This is a genomic window from Mycobacterium sp. NGS40, from assembly GCF_059812735.1.
Genome location: NZ_JCALDG010000035.1, coordinates 1 through 17,321, shown reverse-complemented (window position 1 = coordinate 17,321; position 17,321 = coordinate 1). Strand labels below are relative to the sequence as shown.

General features: G+C 64.4%; 15 protein-coding genes and 1 pseudogene. 5 read left to right on the top strand and 11 right to left on the bottom strand.

The window, feature by feature from the left end; all coding sequences use genetic code 11:
- Nucleotides 1-74: 74 nt before the first annotated feature.
- On the top strand, nt 75-845 hold the full coding sequence (locus tag AC5Y5O_RS29235; RefSeq protein WP_207768428.1) for a 1-aminocyclopropane-1-carboxylate synthase: 771 nt from the start codon (nt 75-77) through the stop codon (nt 843-845).
- A gap of 536 nt (nt 846-1,381) precedes the next feature.
- Nucleotides 1,382-2,128, top strand: a complete 747-nt coding sequence (locus AC5Y5O_RS29230) for a fatty acid desaturase (RefSeq protein ID WP_243393717.1) — start codon at nt 1,382-1,384, stop codon at nt 2,126-2,128.
- 23 nt (nt 2,129-2,151) lie between these two features.
- Here the strand turns inward: AC5Y5O_RS29230 and AC5Y5O_RS29225 are convergent, their stop codons facing one another.
- The 11 genes and pseudogenes from AC5Y5O_RS29225 to AC5Y5O_RS29175 all read right to left on the bottom strand — a co-directional run bounded on the left by AC5Y5O_RS29225 (nt 2,152) and on the right by AC5Y5O_RS29175 (nt 14,382).
- Nucleotides 2,152-3,420, bottom strand: coding sequence for a glycosyltransferase (locus tag AC5Y5O_RS29225; RefSeq protein ID WP_500028508.1), 1,269 nt, complete (start codon nt 3,418-3,420; stop codon nt 2,152-2,154).
- Between the two features lie 160 nt (nt 3,421-3,580).
- Nucleotides 3,581-3,988 (bottom strand): annotated as a pseudogene (locus tag AC5Y5O_RS29220) (arsenate reductase ArsC); the annotation flags it as partial.
- A gap of 131 nt (nt 3,989-4,119) precedes the next feature.
- The gene (gene dnaB / locus AC5Y5O_RS29215; RefSeq protein WP_500028506.1) at nt 4,120-6,744 is read right to left on the bottom strand and encodes a replicative DNA helicase; all 2,625 of its coding nucleotides are present in this window, start codon (nt 6,742-6,744) and stop codon (nt 4,120-4,122) included.
- A 526-nt stretch (nt 6,745-7,270) separates the two neighbouring features.
- Complete coding sequence (rplI, locus tag AC5Y5O_RS29210) at nt 7,271-7,729, bottom strand: 50S ribosomal protein L9 (RefSeq protein ID WP_036465646.1); 459 nt, start codon at nt 7,727-7,729, stop codon at nt 7,271-7,273.
- A gap of 31 nt (nt 7,730-7,760) precedes the next feature.
- Nucleotides 7,761-8,015, bottom strand: a complete 255-nt coding sequence (rpsR, locus tag AC5Y5O_RS29205) for a 30S ribosomal protein S18 (protein WP_066819628.1) — start codon at nt 8,013-8,015, stop codon at nt 7,761-7,763.
- Between the two features lie 54 nt (nt 8,016-8,069).
- Nucleotides 8,070-8,591 (bottom strand): single-stranded DNA-binding protein, encoded by a 522-nt coding sequence (locus AC5Y5O_RS29200; RefSeq protein WP_096290758.1) that lies wholly within the window; start codon nt 8,589-8,591, stop codon nt 8,070-8,072.
- Between the two features lie 72 nt (nt 8,592-8,663).
- Nucleotides 8,664-8,954 (bottom strand): 30S ribosomal protein S6, encoded by a 291-nt coding sequence (gene rpsF / locus AC5Y5O_RS29195; protein WP_036465644.1) that lies wholly within the window; start codon nt 8,952-8,954, stop codon nt 8,664-8,666.
- 152 nt (nt 8,955-9,106) lie between these two features.
- Nucleotides 9,107-9,745, bottom strand: a complete 639-nt coding sequence (locus tag AC5Y5O_RS29190) for a DJ-1/PfpI family protein (protein WP_096290757.1) — start codon at nt 9,743-9,745, stop codon at nt 9,107-9,109.
- Nucleotides 9,745-11,409 (bottom strand): glycosyltransferase family 87 protein, encoded by a 1,665-nt coding sequence (locus tag AC5Y5O_RS29185; protein WP_500028501.1) that lies wholly within the window; start codon nt 11,407-11,409, stop codon nt 9,745-9,747. Before AC5Y5O_RS29185 ends, AC5Y5O_RS29190 begins: the two co-directional genes overlap by 1 nt.
- On the bottom strand, nt 11,406-13,901 hold the full coding sequence (locus tag AC5Y5O_RS29180; protein WP_096290755.1) for a transglycosylase domain-containing protein: 2,496 nt from the start codon (nt 13,899-13,901) through the stop codon (nt 11,406-11,408). The genes AC5Y5O_RS29185 and AC5Y5O_RS29180 overlap by 4 nt, the downstream gene beginning before the upstream one ends.
- A gap of 55 nt (nt 13,902-13,956) precedes the next feature.
- The gene (locus AC5Y5O_RS29175) at nt 13,957-14,382 is read right to left on the bottom strand and encodes a DUF5318 domain-containing protein (protein WP_090608281.1); all 426 of its coding nucleotides are present in this window, start codon (nt 14,380-14,382) and stop codon (nt 13,957-13,959) included.
- Between the two features lie 100 nt (nt 14,383-14,482).
- On the opposite strand from AC5Y5O_RS29175, the gene AC5Y5O_RS29170 reads away from it, so the two are divergent.
- The 3 genes from AC5Y5O_RS29170 to AC5Y5O_RS29160 all read left to right on the top strand — a co-directional run bounded on the left by AC5Y5O_RS29170 (nt 14,483) and on the right by AC5Y5O_RS29160 (nt 17,260).
- Nucleotides 14,483-15,358, top strand: coding sequence for a DUF1707 SHOCT-like domain-containing protein (locus AC5Y5O_RS29170; RefSeq protein WP_096290754.1), 876 nt, complete (start codon nt 14,483-14,485; stop codon nt 15,356-15,358).
- A gap of 199 nt (nt 15,359-15,557) precedes the next feature.
- Nucleotides 15,558-16,100 carry a PadR family transcriptional regulator gene (locus AC5Y5O_RS29165; protein ID WP_096291465.1) on the top strand — a complete coding sequence of 181 codons (543 nt, stop codon included), beginning with the start codon at nt 15,558-15,560 and terminating at the stop codon, nt 16,098-16,100.
- A 50-nt stretch (nt 16,101-16,150) separates the two neighbouring features.
- Nucleotides 16,151-17,260 (top strand): inositol-3-phosphate synthase, encoded by a 1,110-nt coding sequence (locus AC5Y5O_RS29160; protein ID WP_096290753.1) that lies wholly within the window; start codon nt 16,151-16,153, stop codon nt 17,258-17,260.
- The last annotated feature ends 61 nt before the right edge of the window (nt 17,261-17,321 follow it).

Sequence of the window (17,321 nt, the reverse complement as noted above, 5' to 3'; positions counted from 1 at the left end):
TGGTCTCGGGCGACCAACGTTAGCGCAGGCGCCGTAGTACGCGGCGTAGGGTCGTGCCGCTGGGAGGGGCGTCAATGAACCGACGATCGGACTATGTATTCACCGAACTCAGCCAACACACGGATGACTGGGTCCCGGTAATACAAAAATATCTCGACTTCCTTGTCGAGGGCGATGGCCGCAAAGCGCACTGCCCATTCACCGAGACGATGCTGGCAAAGCAGCAGTTCTACTATGCCACAAGCGATCTGCTTCTAGACGAAGAGGAATTCTTCCGCGCGATAGCGGAGTTACGTGCATTTCACGCCATACATTCTGACCGTTATTTGGTCGTCGGGGTGGCGTATCAGAACCGAGACAACTTCTTCGAAGCAATCGCCGCCAATGGCGAAGTGTGGCGGCAAGCATTGCGACTCGACCTGATAGCCGCCGGCCGGACGATCGCGTGGACACATCCGAAAAATCCGATCGGCACCCATACGGATCGCGACAAACCCGCCGATCCGCTATGGGTTAGCGATATACCGCTTCTCATGCTCAGAAACCTCGACAAGGGCGATGAGCCGTTCATGGTGAACGCTGAGTCCAAACGGGCTTTCGTGCTGGGTATGCGGTATCACGAGATGATACGAATCGCGTTAAGCCCCAAGATAAGTCCACAGCTGGAACCGCATTACCGGGTGAACGCGCTGGTGCAAGTCATGGATCACGTCCGGCTGTCCAGCGTCAAATCGGTATCAGCCGATCTGGACGGTGAACTCACAACCGTGTTGAAAAGCGGAAAAACGTACGCACATACGTGGAAACCTGAACTCACCGCATCGGAGGTCGCTGAACATGCCTGATCTGCCGAGAACCTGGTCATGTCGACAGCTTCGACTCGAGTAGCGCCTTTAGACGACTAAACCGCGAATTATCCGGCGACATCGCACCTCCCAGGGCAGGAGGGAGACGCGAGGTCTGCGACCCAAGATTGAAAACGCACCTCCCGCGTGAGCGAGTGCATTATCACGCGGGGAGATGGGGTGACCCATTTTCCGTTCGAGCCGATCAGCCCGAGCCCGAGTTGTTTTCCGCACAAGTAGGTACTGACCGACTATTGCAAGCACGGTCGAAAAAGGTGGTGCCACATGGTTTTCGACTCAGGGCCTCGGCGTGCTGTTTCCGGCTGGCGGTCGTCGTGACAACAGCCGAAATGCCTACCGCCCCAAAACCGTTGAACGACAAGGACACATCGGCCACGATCCCGCGAGGCTTCCCGCCGCCCAGATTCACGCGGCCCACCATTGCGACGCCGACCGTGTTGCTCTGGCTTGGGTCCTTGGTTGCCTGGTGTGTGGCGACGACCGCGGTTCTCCGTGGGGTGAGTCCGTGGTGGTTGATGGTCACCGTCGTCGTTCAGGGTCTCGTAACGTTTTCCATGTTCACCGTGCTGCACGAATCGATTCACCACGTCGTCGGGCGGCCAAACTGGGTCAACCAGCTCTTCGGTCGCTTGTCGATGCCGTTCGTTTCGTTGTTCGGAACATATCCGGTGCTGAAGCACATCCATCTGGCCCACCACCGCAACACCAACGAAAGTGCCCAGGACGACCCGGACGCGTGGAGTATCGCCGGCCCGCGTTGGCAGCTGCCGTTGCGCTGGTTGACGATCGATGCCTGGTATTGCTGGTTTTATCTGGCACGCCTGCGGCAGCGCCCGCGCAAGGAGACGCTCGGATACGCCGTGAATGTCGCTGTGTCGCTTACCCTCATCACCACCCTGGTCATTCTTGGCTATGGGCGGGAGCTGGTGCTGGTCTATTTCATCCCCCAGCGGATCGGCATGGGCATTCTTGCGTGGTGGTTCGACTGGCTGCCTCACCACGATCTCGTCACGACAAAGACAAACCGCTTCCGCGCCACCCGCGTTCGGATCGGTTGGGAGCGGGTGATGTGTCTGTTGCTGCTGTATCAGAACTATCACCTCGTCCATCACATCCATGCGGCGATTCCGTTCTACCTGTATGTCAAGGCCTGGAGGGCGGCGGAAGCGGGCTATCTGGACCGAAACGTTCCGATCACCACCGCCTGGGGGCGAGACTTAACGCTACCGGAGTACCGAGCGCGCCGCGCGATCGGTGGCTAGCCAGGCAACAGGCGGTCGATCATCTAGGGTTGCAACTGGTTTGAGGCTTTTCGGCGGACGGCATCCTCGAAAAGGTCGGCGGCCATAGCGGCGCTTTCGGGGGGCGTCGTCATCCGGTCGGCAAGCTCTCGGGCGCGGGCGGCGTAAGCCGGGGTCAGAATGAGGCGCAGGTCCGCGACCAAGGAGCTGGCTCTGGTCGCCGAAAAGCGCCGAGCGGTGCCCACTTTGAGCCGTTTGATCTGAGCGCCCCAGTACGGCTGATCCGCCGAGCTCCACAAGATCAGCGTAGGAACTCCCGCGCGCACGCTTGCGGCCGTCGTGCCAGATCCCCCGTGGTGAACGACCGCGCGACACACGGGGAAGATTGCCGCGTAGTTCGCCACGCTGATCAACTTGACGTGAGCGGGGTGAAGGACACCGGCGAAATCGGTTCCCCCAAAACAGATCAGCGCTCGCTCACCCAACTCAGCGCACGCCGCACTGATCAATTCGACAGTGGCGGCGGGCGATTCGACCGGGATGCTACCAAATGCGAAGCATACGGGTGGCGTTCCGGTTGTGATCCACGATGCGACGTCTTCGTCGGCTTCGGTCGTCAGCTCCATCGTCAGGGCGCCCACGAATGGGCGCCGGTCGCCCCACGTCGCCCATTCGGCGGCCAATCCGGTGAACAACAGGCCATCGTAGGCCTGAATTTCCAATGGTTTTCGTTCAGCGATTCGCTGCTCATACCGACGTGTTGGCCTCGGTAAGCCCAGGCGGGAACGCTGCTCGCCCTCCACTTTGTTGGTCGAGCACCAGAACAGCCACTCCATGGTCTTCATCACCATGCGGAACAACGGCGCGGGCAAGGACGGGACGAGTTGACCGTTGGCCCGCATGGGGAAGTGATGCAGCGCGGCCAGCGGGATGCCGTAATGCTCAGCCACATTAGCGGCGGCCTGCTCGAAGTTCAGGCCAGTAGACAGCAGGTCCGCACCGTCAGCCAGCGACAGCAGCGTGTTGCCGACGACGTTCCAGTATCGGATTATCGGGTCCCAGCCACCGCGGATTGCCTTGACCGGGGTGCGGAAGACGTCTCGCCACATGTTGCGCAGGAACTCGTCATCGTAGAATTCCCGCACCTCGGGACCGTACGGGACCGCGGTAATCCCCACCGATTCAACGAAACCGACCAGCTCCGGCGGTACGGCCATGAGAACGTCGTGGCCCCTGCGCAGCAACTCGCGGCCCACGGCAGCAGACGGCTCGATGTCGCCACGCGTTCCGTAACATGCCAGGGCAAACTTCAAGGCCGATCCCTCCCCCTCACCGCTGCCGTGTGTCGGCGATGAGGATGATGCTAGCGAATCCACCAGCACGGGCGGCGTTGGCGTTTGTGCCCACCGCGTCGCCAGCCGCGTCACCGTTCCAGATCTGTTGGCCAGCAGTTACATTCGTGACGGGCGGTCTTCATGGATTGTCGGCACTGGGGAACAGTTCGTCGATCAGTGCTTGGACGTGTTGAGCGATAGCGTCGCGGATGGCGCGAACGATTTCGGCAGGCTGACCCGCTGGGTCGTCGAGTTTCCAGTCGCGGTAAGCGATTCCGGGAAGGTGGGGACCGAGGTCACCGCAGCCCATCGTGATCACGATGTCGCTGGTCCGCACGAGTTCGGGAGTGACGAGTTGGGGGGTTGCGCCGGCGATGTCGATGCCTAGTTCAGCCATCGCCGCGATGGCGCCGGGGTTGATCGTGTGGGCGCGTTCGGTTCCGGCGGAGCGAACCTCGATGCGATCGCCGGCGAGGTGGGTGAGTAATCCGGAGGCCATTTGAGAGCGGCCGGCGTTGTGCACACAGACGAACAAGACGCTTGGTTTGACACTCAAAGCTCGGCGCTCCTGGAAAATCAGCCCAGCGCTCGCGGCTCCCGGACCAATGACATCCTACTCCGCGATCTGCGGGGGTAGCCCCGTCGGCGATTCGGTCCCGAACTACCGTGGTGCGGTCGTTACCGCGCCATGTTGGCGAAGCGCGACAGGTGCAGCTGATGCGCAACGGTGACCGTCTTGGTCGGGCCGTTGCGGTGCTTGGCCAGGATGAAGTCGGCCTCTCCCCCACGCGGATCGTCACGCTCAAAAGCGTCAGGCCGGTTCAGCAGGATTACCATGTCTGCGTCCTGCTCCAGCGATCCAGACTCGCGAAGGTCGGACAGCATCGGCTTCTTGTCGGTGCGCTGCTCGGGACCACGGTTCAGCTGACTGATCGCGACGACGGGAACCTCGAGCTCCTTGGCCAACAGTTTGAGATGCCTTGAGAATTCGGACACCTCGAGCTGGCGGGACTCGACCTTCTTGCCCGACGACATCAGCTGCAGATAATCGACCACGACCAGCCGCAGGTCGGCCTTCTGCTTGAGCCGGCGCGCCTTGGCGCGGATCTCCATCATGGTCAGGTTCGGCGAGTCGTCGATATACAGTGGCGCCTCGCTGATTTCGCTCATTCGCCGCGCCAGCCGCGTCCAGTCGTCGTCGTTCATCCGGCCCGAACGCATGTCGGCGAGCTTGATTTTCGCTTCCGCCGACAGCAGCCGCATGACGATCTCGGACTTACTCATCTCCAGCGAGAAGATAACGCTGGCCATCCGGTGCTTGATGGAGCACGACCGCAAAAAATCCAGACCCAGCGTGGAGTTATGCGTCGGAACCATGGCGTTGCTCGCCAGGTACATGTGGCTGTCGTTGTCCACTTCGACGCACCGCACGGGAACCGACTCGATCCGGCGGACGTCCACAATGAAGCGTGATCCAGAGCGCTGGGTGTTGACGGCGGCCCGACGCTCCTTGTGCAGCAGGGTTTTCCGCTGCAACCCGAACACCGTGTCGTCGGTGGAGAACGTCAGCGTGTAAGCGATGCTGGATGACTCGCAGCGGCCTAGCACCCGCTTCGTCGAGGTTTGGCAGCGATAGCCAAGGCTCACGACCAGCTCGGCGACATCGGATGCAAGCCGCTGGTTAGTGACCGAGAATTGGACGGCCCCGCCCGCCGTCACCGTTCCGTCAGTGTCGAGCAGGCCCGCAAGCAGAGCGCGCCGCTGTGTCTCGGACCCCCGCAGGTATTGCATCGGAATGTGCTTGCTACCAAGCACTCCCAGGGTCCGCAGTCGCGCCTGCAACGTCCCCACCGCTGAATGGCAGTTCTGGCACAAACGCAACCCGCACGACGGCCCCCCACAGCGAACGCAGCTCGGAGCCGGCACCGGCGCAGAGACAAACCTGGCCCGTCCACCGCAGGAGCGTCCGCAGGTGCGCACCTGGCTGGTCTGGGGAACGAAGGGCTTGCCGCAGACCACGCACGCGCGGGGCGCCGTCTCGGCCTCGGCAGGCAACCGCAGCTGGTAGCGGTATCGAGCCGAGGACGACGGAACCGCCACGAAGCCGTCGGCTTCGATGCGCATGATGATTTCGGCATCGGCCGTGGTGATCTGAGCGGCGGCACTTGTGCCGTCGCCAAGCCAGGCGCCGAGAGTGTATGCGGGGACTAATAATTCGCGATCCGGCAGGTCAAGTGCGCGCGCGTTGACCACGCTGTGGTTCAGTCGACGATCTAGCGTGTCGCAACGCAGAGTTGCCGCGATCTCGGCCGTCGTGCGCACCGCCAAGGTGCGCTGATTCTTGCAACGGTTGTAGCCGACCGCCGCCGCTTGTGCTGACTTCCTGGAGGCGCGGGTATCGGTCAACCACTGGTGCTCGGCGTCGGCGATGATCACCGTCCCATCGGAGAACTCCACCTCGTAGCACGGGCGCCCGAGCATGATTTCGGTGGCGGCCACCACGCGCGTGGGCAGCCCGTCGTCGCCGATCAACTGGTCGCCGACCGCGACGTCACGCATGGTCGTCCAACCGGTCGGCGTGGGCAGCGGCGTGTCGAGTCCGAGCGCCTTCCCGACTCCAGGCCTCGCCGCCACGATGATCATCTGCCCGGCGTGCAGACCGTTGGTCACCTCGTCGAGTTCGGTGAAACCGGTCGGCACGCCGCGGGCGACTCCCCCGTTCGAGGCGATGGCGTCGATCTCGTCCATCGTCGGCTGCAGCAGGTCCTCGAGCGGAACGAAATCCTCCGAGGTTCGCCGCTCGGCGACCTCGTAGATTTCCGCCTGGGCCCGGTCCACCACTTCGGCGACATCGGCACCCTCGGCACCGGCGTAGCCGTACTGCACGACCCGCGTGCCGGCCTCCACAAGCCGACGCAGCAGCGCCTTCTCGGCCACGATGTCCGCGTAGTACCCGGCATTGGCGGCGGTCGGCACCGTCGAAATCAGGGTGTGCAGATAAGGCGCTCCACCGATCCTGCGCAGCATTCCACGGCGGTCCAGTTCGGCGGCCACCGTCACGGCGTCGGCGGGCTCCCCGCGGCCGTACAAGTCCAGGATCGCGTCGTAGACGTTCTGGTGGGCGGGACGATAGAAGTCGCCGGGCCGCACCCGCTCGAGCACATCGGCGATGGCGTCCTTGCTCAGCAGCATCCCGCCCAACACCGACTGCTCGGCGGCCAGATCCTGCGGCGGCTGACGGCTGAACTCCTCGCTGGGCGGCGACGAGTCCATCCCGGGCGCCAGGTCATCTACGACAGCCACGGACTCACACCTCCCTCAGGTAACCATGATACGAACATACATTCGATAGGCGACACTCAACAACGTCGATCAGGGCACTCCCAGTCCGGTCCCATGCGCCCGCAAAGCCTTGCGCCGGGAAGACCGTAAACGTTGCTGGCCTGCTGTTGAAAGGGCCGCTGTTCATAAGGCTGTGCATCGTGTGTGCATATCCATCGACACCTGTGTTGAGTGGGGTGTGGAGAACCTGTGGAACAAAACGCGGCGCTGCGACATCCCTGCAGATAAGGGTCGTACAGAGGTGGTGAATTCGTGTGGAGAAGAATCTCCTCGGCGTGTCGTCGCAGGTTACTGTGCCGGGCGTGTTGGCTTTCGGCCATATTTTCGCCGCGTTACGAGGGGGTTAAGGGGTGCACCCTGGGACGTCACCCAAATAGTTCGCCAGGCCGACCATCCACAGGGGAACCCGGCGGCGCTCTGCGGGCACGACAAAATCCGGCGGCCGCCGATTAACGACAGCCGCCGGATATGAACGAACGGTGCTGAGTTAGCTATCCGCGACGACGTTCAGCGCAACGTCGACATTGATCTCGGGGTGCAGATGTACCGCCACCGAATGGGTGCCGACCGCCTTGATATGCGACTTGGGCAGCCGAATAATGCGCTTGTCGAGATTAGGGCCGCCGGCCTTCTTGATTGCTGCGGCGACATCCCCGGCCGTCACCGAGCCGAACAACTTGCCCGAATCGGCCGCCGTCTTCACCGGCAGTGAGACCGGACCGAGCGCCTCGATCGCCGTCTTGATCTCGTTGGCGTGGCCGAGATCGCGCACGGCCTTGGTCTCGCGGGCCCGGCGGATCTCGTCGGCCTGCTTCTGTGCGCCACGTGAGGCAACGATCGCCAGGCCACGCGGAAGGAGGAAGTTACGGCCGTACCCGTCCTTGACCTCGACAGTCTCGCCGACGGTACCAAGATGGTCGACGTCGGCCGTCAGAATCAGCTTCATCGTTATTCGTACTTTCGGTTGGGTCCGGCGGTTATCGCGCCGACGACGTGAAGGGCAGCAGAGCCACCTCGCGGGCGTTCTTCACCGCGATCGCGATGTCGCGCTGGTGCTGCACGCAGTTACCGGTGACCCGGCGAGCCCGGATTTTGCCGCGCTCACTGATGTAGGTGCGCAGCAGTGTCGTGTCCTTGTAGTCGATCGATTGCCCCTTCTTCGAGCAAAAGACGCACTTACGCGTCTTGATCGGCTTTTCCGGGGCCGGGCGCCGTTTCGTGGACTTGGGCATGTGTTTTTACTTTCCGTTTGCTACTGGTCTTGTGTGGTTCGAAGGTGTTTGACGTCAGAACGGAGGTTCTTCGTCGCCGCCGGCGAAGGAACCCGATGCCGGGGCACTGCCCCACGGGTCGTCCGCCGGTGCGCCGCCGCCCGACTGGGCGGGAGCCGACTGGCGGGATCCGCCACCGCCGCTGCCGAATCCGCCGCCTCCGCCGCCACTGCGGCTGGCCTTGTTGACCTTGGCGGTCGCGTAGCGCAGCGAGGGCCCGATCTCGTCGACCTCAACCTCGACGACGGTGCGCTTCTCACCTTCGCGGGTTTCGAACGAGCGTTGCTTGAGCCGTCCGGTGACGATCACCCGTGATCCACGGGTGAGGCTTTCCGCGACATTCTCCGCGGCTTCGCGCCAGATGTTGCACCGCAAGAACAGCGCCTCGCCGTCTTTCCATTCCCCGCTTTGGCGGTCGTACATCCGGGGTGTGGACGCCACGGTGAAATTCGCGACGGCAGCACCCGACGGCGTGAACCGCAGTTCAGGGTCGGCAGTCAGGTTTCCGACAACGGTGATAGTGGTGTCACCAGCCACTGGTGCCTCCTGGGTCTGTCCTGGTTCTCGGTGGTTTCGCTGAGCCTACGCAGCCGTGCCGACGGCCGGAACTCAGTGCTTGTCGGTGCGCATCACCTTGGTGCGCAACACCGACTCGTTGAGGCTGAGCTGACGGTCGAGCTCGGACACCGTGGCGGGGGCCGCCTTGAGGTCGACGACTACGTAGATGCCTTCGGCGTGCTTGGCGATCTCGTAGGCCAGCCGGCGCTTGCCCCAGATGTCCACCTTGTCGACGGTTCCGCCGTCCTTGCGGACGACGTTCAGGAACGTCTCCAGGGACGGAGCAACGGTGCGCTCGTCAAGTGTGGGGTCAAGAATGACCATGATTTCGTATGGACGCATGGAAACCTCACCACCTCCTCTGGTCTAAGCGGCCACGGTCGATCCGTGGCAGGAGAGTCGCCTGCGTCGGCAACCGCCCCAGGGTACCGGACGACCAGCCAACCAGCGAAATCCGCGCTTCGAAACTCTCGGCCGCTGCCGAACAGGGGTGGTTACTGCCGTGCCTGCAGGTATTCGGTTGCCCGGGCCACCGTCGCCTCGTCAGCCTTGGCCAGCGAACCGGCGCCGAACGGCGGCTGCGGGTCGTATTCGATGATCAGCTGCGCGGCCTGCGCGGCGACGCGGTCGACGAGAAGCTCGGTGAGCCGCAGCGCCATGTCGATCCCGCTGGACACCCCGGCCGCAGTGATGATGCGTTCCGGCAGGTGCTCCACGACGCGGTCTGGCACGTAGCGCGCGCCCAACTCGTTGAGCAGATCCGCGGCGCGCCAATGCGTCGTCGCGGTCAGGCCGTCGAGCAGTCCGGCACCGGCGAGCAGCAGCGCACCCGTACACACCGAGGTCGTGAAGATTGTTCTCGGGTGCACCGCCCGCAACCACCCGGAGATGGTCTCGTCGTGGATCAGCTTGCGGGTCCCGACGCCGCCGGGCACGACGACGACATCGGGGGCGTCGATCTCGTCGAAGGTGGCGTCGCAAGCGACGCCGAGCATGCCGTTCTCCGTACGCACCTCGCCGCGCCGGTCCCCGACGAACGTCACGTCGATCGACGGAATGCGTTGCAGCACTTCATACGGTCCGACCGCGTCAAGTGCGGTGACGCGTGGGAACAACGGGATTGCGACCAGCATCACGCCTGCCTCTGACCGGTTGTCGTCTCGAGTCCGGTATCGGTGTCGAGCGTGGGCGCGGATATGACTGGCCGTCGCGCCCGGTGCGGACGCAGCCAGTCCGGCAACCAGCCGGGCGGTGCATCGGGAGCGCGGTCGAACGCGCCGCCGGCCGGGTCGTCCACGCGCCCGTTCCACCGCACCAAGTCCTCCTCGGGGTGGTAGATCTGGCGGATCACCAACGCGCACAACACAACAACGGCGATGTCACGCAGCAACACCGTCGTGGTGAAAAACTGCTCGGGCAGCGAACGATTCGGGTTCCCGTACAGGTAGTACATCCGCGGCACCCACACCACCGCGTCGATCGTCATCCACGTCAGCAGCACCCGCCGATGTGGTAACGCCAGCACCGCAAGCGGCACCAACCACAGCGAGAACTGCGGGCTCCACACCTTGTTGGTCAACAGGAACGCGGCCACGACGAGAAACAGCAACTGCACCACGCGGGGCCGTTGCCCAGCGGTGAGCGCGATGTAAGTGATTGCGGCACAACACACGACGAACGAGACGGCGACCACGGCGTTGAGCACCGCGGGCGGCTCCCAGAAGCCCAGCTTCGGATCGAAGCCCGGCCAGCCGGTGAACGACTTGACGACGTTGTACACCGAGTCCATGTCGTCGCCCCGGCGGGCGTTGAGCCGGAAGAACTCCGACCAGCCGCGCGGAAAGAGCACCAGCACGGGGAGATTCACCAGTGCCCAGGTGAGCACGGTGGCCAACACCGTACGAACCAGCGCACGAACACGACCGGTACGAACAGCCAGCACCAGCATCGGTCCCAAGAACAACAGCGGATACAACTTTGCCGCGGCGCCCAACCCGATCAGCACACCGGCCAGCACCGGTTTGCGTCGCGCCCAGGCGAGCAGCCCGCTCATCGCGAACCCCGTTGCGAGCGCATCGAAATTAGTGAATATCTGGAAGATCAGCAGCGGCGAGGCGGCCACCAGAGCCGCATCCCAGATGCGGCGACCGGACAGGCCCGCAGTGGCCCACACGGTCGCCAGCCAGGCCAACGCCAACCCGAACGCGGCGATGTCGAAGAACACCACCACCTCGGCGATCACCGGAACCGGGGCCAGCTTGCTCAATGCGGTGTAGGTCTTGGCCAGCGCCATCGACACGTACTGGTAGACCCCGGTCAGCACCGGATACTCCATGTAGCGCACAGCGGGCTTGCCGTCATAGCGGGTCTGCGGTGCACCGCTGGAATCGGTTTCGATCCAGCTCGACTTGTACGGAAACTTGCCCTGGTTCAACAACTCCGCGCCGTACAGCGGGACCGTATCCGAATAACACAACTCGTAATAGGCGCGCTGATTGTCCCAGTTGGCCACGCGCTGATCACCGGTTCCGGTGCCGGAACTCTGCAGGCACGCCGCCTTCGTCGACCAGCCCAGCGCCAGGAAGATCAGAGCGAACACGAACATCACCCGCACCGGCGTCATCAGCCGAGCCCGGCCGATCAGCGCGTGCCGCCCCACCGGGCCGCCGACCGCATCGGCCAAGGCGGCACCCAAAGAGTCTGTGCGGCTGGGGCAATCGCGATTGTCCGCGCTACGCAGATCATCGGCCAGCGTGCGAGGGGAAATGGTGGCGCTCTCCTGCTGAGCGCCGGTCACGGTGGCGGTTGTCCGAATGGCGGGGGAGCCGGTTCGGGCGGTGGTGCCTGTCCCGGCGGCGGTGGCGGCGCCCCGGTGATCGTCGTCGGGGGGCCCACCGGGATGGTGATGCCCGGGGCGACCTCGATCGTGGGCTGGATGACGGTCACCTGGGGCGGCGGAGGCGGCGGGGCAGGAACCCCGGCATAGCCGCCGATCTCGGTCGGTTTGGGGAAGGTCTCGTTGGGAGTGCCCTTCAGCGCACCGTCCATCGTCGACTTCCAGATGTCCGACGGCAGCCCCGAGCCGTAAACCTCTGCGCCCGAAGCGGTTACCAGCGGCACATTGTCCTGGACCGTCCCGACCCACACCGCCGTCGACAGGGACGGGGTGTATCCGACCATCCACGCGTCCTTATTGGCCTGGGTGTCGCCCAGCTGCACCGTGCCGGTCTTGGCCGCCGACGCCCGGCCGCCCGATAGGGCATGGCCCCGCGAATACGAGGCGATCGGTTGCATCGCCGCGGTGGTGTTGTCCGCGACCGCCTTGTCGATGCGTTGATCGGCGCCCTTGTCGGAGGTTCCGGCGTCGAAAAGCACTTGGCCGTCGGCATTGACGACCTTTTGCACTAGGTGCGGCGGGTGGTACACGCCGGACGCGGCCAGCGTGGCGTACGCCGAGGCCATGTCGACCGGTCGAGTTTGGTACTGGCCCAGCACAATTCCGTTGTTCGGCGGACCACCCTTGCCGTCCTCGGACAACGTGTGTGGGACGCCGGGGAAACTCTTGGCGACGCCGGCCTCGTGTGCGGCGTCGGCGACGGCGGCCGGTCCGTTCTTGAGTTTGAGCATCAGCCGGTAGTAGGCGGTGTTCAGCGACATCTTCAGCGCCTCGGCGATATTGCAAGTGCCGCAGTTTTCACCGTCGACATTGGTGATCTTGATGCCGTCGACCGTCAGCGGTGAGCTGTCGACTTGGTATCCCAACCCGATGCCCTGCTGGAGGGCTGCCACCAATGCGAACACCTTGAACGACGATCCGGTCTGCAGCCCAGCCTGCGCGAAGTCGAAGCCGTTGGCGTCCGAGCCGCCGTAGTAGGCGCGGATCGCGCCGGTGTGCGGGTCGATGGACACCACCGCCGAGCGCATATCGGGGTCTTGTCCGTCAAGGTATTTCGAGACGGCCTTCTCCGCGGCCTGCTGAGCCTTGGGATCGATCGTGGTGGTGATCTGCAATCCCTGAGTGTTCAGGGTCTGCTCGTCGATGTTGAACAGCTCCATCAGCTCTTTGGTGACCTGACGTTCGATCAGGCCGTTGGGACCGGTGGTCTGATTCTGTGCGCGAGCCTGATCGGGCGGGACGGTCTGGGGGAATTGCTGTGCCGCACGATCGCTCGGCGATAACGCCTTGGTTTCCACCATGCCGTCGAGCACCCAGTTCCAGCGGGCCTCGGCACCCTTGGGATCCACGGCCGGGTCGAGCGATGACGGCCGGCGAATCAGCGCCGCCAACAGCGCTCCCTCGGAAACCGTCAGCTGGTCGACGGGTTTGTCGAAGTAGGCCTTGGACGCCGCCGAGATGCCGTAGGCGCCGCGCCCGAAGTAGATGATGTTCAGGTAGGCCTGCAGCACTTCGTCTTTGGACCACTCCCCCGACATCTTGGTGGCGATGACGAGTTCCTTGGCCTTACGCAGCAGGCCCGCGAACCCGTGCTGCGCGGAGCCGACGAGCGCGTTCTTCACGTACTGCTGCGTGATCGTCGACCCGCCCTGCAGGCCGCCGCTGCCGAACAGGTTGTTCTCAACCGCGCGCGCGAAGCCGGTGAAGTCGAACCCCGGGTTCGAATAGAAGTTACGGTCCTCGGCGGCGATGACGGCCTGGCGCACGTGCACCGGCACCTGGTTGATGTTGACGTCAACCCGATTGCCCTCGGGCGGCACGATTTTCGCGATCTCCGAGCCGTCGCTGGCCAGGATGGTCGAGACCTGGTTGGTGCGGATGTTGCCCGGTTTGGGAATGTCGACGATGAAGTACGCCATCGTGAAGGTGACGATCGGCAACAGGATCAGCACCGCCGCGCTGAGGTAGGCCGCGCGGCGGACCCAGCGCCAGTTGATCTGCTCGGCCCAACTCGGCGCCGTGGCCCGGTGGCTCGGCACATCGGGGCCCCCAGCGTCGCCGGGCCGTCGCGGTGGAGGCGGCGGCGGAGGGCCTTCCGGCGGCCGGCCCGACATCGGGCGCTCGCGCCTCGGCGGGCTCGACGACCGGCCGTCGAGCGCGGCCTTCACTTCCTCGATCGCATCGCGGGGCGCGGGCCTGGATCCGGGACCACCCAGCGCGGCTTTGACCTCGTCGATCGGGCCGGACCGGCGGAGAGAACCGTCGTCGGCGACCGCCGGCAGGATCGTCGTCTGCCGATCGTCGGGAGGAACGCGGCGACGGGTCCCGGCGTCGCCGCGATGCGCCGAACGATCGGACTCGTCCGGACGATCGGCGTTGGGTTCCTTGCTCATACGCTCAGTCGCGGACCTGCTCGGGTCGTCGGGCGACTGGTCGTGGCGCCCTTCGTTATTCAATGGCCGCGCTGGCGCCGTTGCGTGCCGTCCGCGGACCGCGGGTTCCCTTGGGAGGGCGTTCCGCGCCGAGCACATACGACTTGACTAGGTGGTTCCAGCTGCAGGTTCGGCACACCTCGACCACATGAACCGAGAACTCCGTGAACTTCATCGCCAGCAAGACCAGCTCCTCTGCGGTGCGGGCCGAACCCGACACCGCGCCCAGGTGATCACCGAACACCCAGGACACCAGCGTGAGCTGTTCCTTCCGGCAGATCGGGCACATCACCTGGCTGGTCTTGCCGTGAAACTTCGCGGCGCGCAGCAAATAGGGATTCGCATCGCAGACCTCGGTCACACCCGTGCGGCCCGAGTACACCTCGGCCAGCAGTGAGCGGCGCCGAAGCGCATAGTCCACCACTTGTCGCTGCAGTCGCACGTTCACCAGAGTACGTCGCCGTCGGCACCGCCGATACGCAACCGAGGCTGTCGGCACCGCTGCGCCGCGGTAACAACAGGTGACTTCTACGATCATCCGCATGGCGAAATGGCTGGGCGCACCACTCGGCGGCGGAGTGACCACCGCGACCCGCGCCAAAGACACCGACCGGCAAGACACCTGTACGGTGCTCGACAACGCCCTGGCCGACGGCGAGCTGTCCGGCGAGGAACATCGCGAGCGCGTCAGCAAGGCCACCAACGCGGTGACACTCGGCGACCTGAAGCTTCTGGTGCAGGATCTGCAGGGCAGCACCCCGGCGCGACTGCGCGCGGCAAAGTCCACCACCTCACCGGCCGTCCGCTCGCGCGGCATCGCGATCGCCGCATTGGTCGTGTCGGTGTTGTTCGGCATGGGCCTGGGCTGGGGGCTGTACGGGAACACCAGCTCACCGCTGGACTTCACCTCCGACCCGGGCGCCAAGCCCGACGGCGTCGCGGCCGTGGTGTTGACCCCACCCAAACAACTGCAATCCCTCGGCGGCCTCACCGGTCTGCTGGAACAGGCCCGCAAGAAATTCGGGGACACCGTCGGTTACCGGCTTCTCGTCTACCCCACCTATGCCAGCTTCTATCGCCCGGATCCGGCCGACGACCGCCGGGTGCTGGACTACGACTACCGCGGCGGCTGGGACGACCCGACCGTATCCCCCAGGACCGACGCCAAGGCCGTCGCGGCCGACCTGGCCAAGTTCGACGTCAAGACGGCGGTCGGCATCATGCGCGGCGCCCCCGAGACGTTGGGCATCAAGCCGTCCGAGGTCAAGTCGACGTACTTGATCGTCGAACCGGCCAAGGATCCGACCGCGCCCGGATCGCTCACGCTGTCGGTGTACGTCTCCAGCGACTACGGCAGCGGTTCGATTGATTTCGCTGGTGACGGCACCGTCAAGCGGGTTAACTATCCCTCCAGCTGAATCGGCCGCGGCGCGCGCTGGCGGCATTGAGCGTGCTTAGACGCTTGCACCCGACGCCGCGGTTTCCGTGCCTGTCCGGGGGACAAACTGCATGCCAACACTCGGTAGTGTTGTGGCAAATATATCGAGGCGATACTATTACGCGACGCGTCGGCAGGACGTAACCAGTTATGCAAATCTTTTCAGGGAGGTGATTCGATTGCTCGAGCTTGCGATCCTTGGGCTCCTGATCGAATCGCCGATGCATGGCTATGAGCTGCGCAAGCGGCTGACCGGCCTACTCGGCGCGTTTCGTGCGTTTTCGTACGGTTCGCTCTATCCGGCGCTACGGCGCATGCAGGCGGATGGGCTGATCGCCGAGAACGCGGCGCCGGCCGGTACTCCGGTACGGCGGGCCCGTCGGGTCTACGAGCTGACCGAGAAGGGTCGGCAGCGTTTCGGCGAGTTGGTGGCCGACACCGGTCCGCACAACTACACCGACGACGGCTTCGGGGTACACCTGGCCTTCTTCAACCGCACTCCGGCAGAGGCCCGGATGCGGATCCTCGAAGGTCGCCGCCGTCAAGTCGAGGAACGCCGGGAGGGTCTGCGTGAAGCCGTTGCGCGGGCCAGCAACTCACTCGACCGCTACACCCGTCAGCTCCACCAACTCGGGCTCGAGTCCAGCGAGCGCGAGGTCAAGTGGCTCAACGAGCTCATCGCCGCCGAGCGCGCGGCACCCGGGCTCACCGAGCAGGCATAACAACCCACGGCATTCGAGACATAGGTAAGTGAAGGTAAGGAGAACGCCCTATGAGTGAGCACCAGCCCGTCCGGGCGCCGGGAGCGCAGACGGAGGTTCGAGTCGCCATCGTCGGCGTCGGTAACTGCGCGTCGTCGCTGGTTCAGGGCGTCCAGTACTACTACGACGCCGACCCGAACAGCACCGTGCCCGGTCTGATGCACGTGACTTTCGGCCGCTACCACGTCCGCGACGTCAAGTTCGTGGCCGCGTTCGACGTGGACGCCAAGAAGGTCGGCTTCGACCTGTCGGAGGCGATCTTCGCGTCGGAGAACAACACGATCAAGATCGCCGACGTGCCGCCGACGAATGTGACGGTGCAGCGCGGCCCGACACTCGACGGCATCGGTAAGTACTACGCCGACACCATCGAGGTGTCCGACGCCGAGGCTGTCGACGTGGTCCAAGTGCTCAAGGAGGCCAAGGTCGACGTCCTGGTGTCCTACCTGCCGGTGGGCTCCGAGGAGGCCGACAAGTTCTACGCACAGTGTGCGATCGACGCCGGCGTGGCATTCGTCAACGCGCTGCCGGTGTTCATCGCCTCCGACCCGGTGTGGGCCAAGAAGTTCACCGACGCCGGTGTGCCGATCGTCGGTGACGACATCAAGAGCCAGGTCGGCGCGACGATCACGCACCGCGTGATGGCCAAGCTGTTCGAGGACCGCGGTGTGCAGTTGGACCGCACCATGCAGCTCAACGTCGGCGGCAACATGGACTTCCTCAACATGCTCGAGCGTGAGCGGCTGGAGTCCAAGAAGATCTCCAAGACGCAGGCCGTGACCTCAAACCTGCAGCGCGAGTTCAAGACCAAGGACGTGCACATCGGCCCGTCCGATCACGTCGGCTGGCTCGACGACCGCAAGTGGGCCTACGTGCGGCTGGAAGGCCGTGCGTTCGGTGATGTGCCGCTGAACCTGGAGTACAAGCTCGAGGTGTGGGACTCGCCGAACTCGGCCGGCGTCATCATCGACGCGGTGCGGGCAGCGAAGATCGCCAAGGACCGTGGCATCGGCGGACCGGTCGTGCCGGCATCGGCCTATCTGATGAAGAGCCCCCCGAAGCAGCTTCCCGACGATGTCGCGCGGGCCCAGCTCGAAGAGTTCATCATCGGCGCCGACTAGTTCGACCTGGTGCGCCGCCCTGCGGTGCGCTGCGGAATCGAACGCACCGGGCAGTTCGATT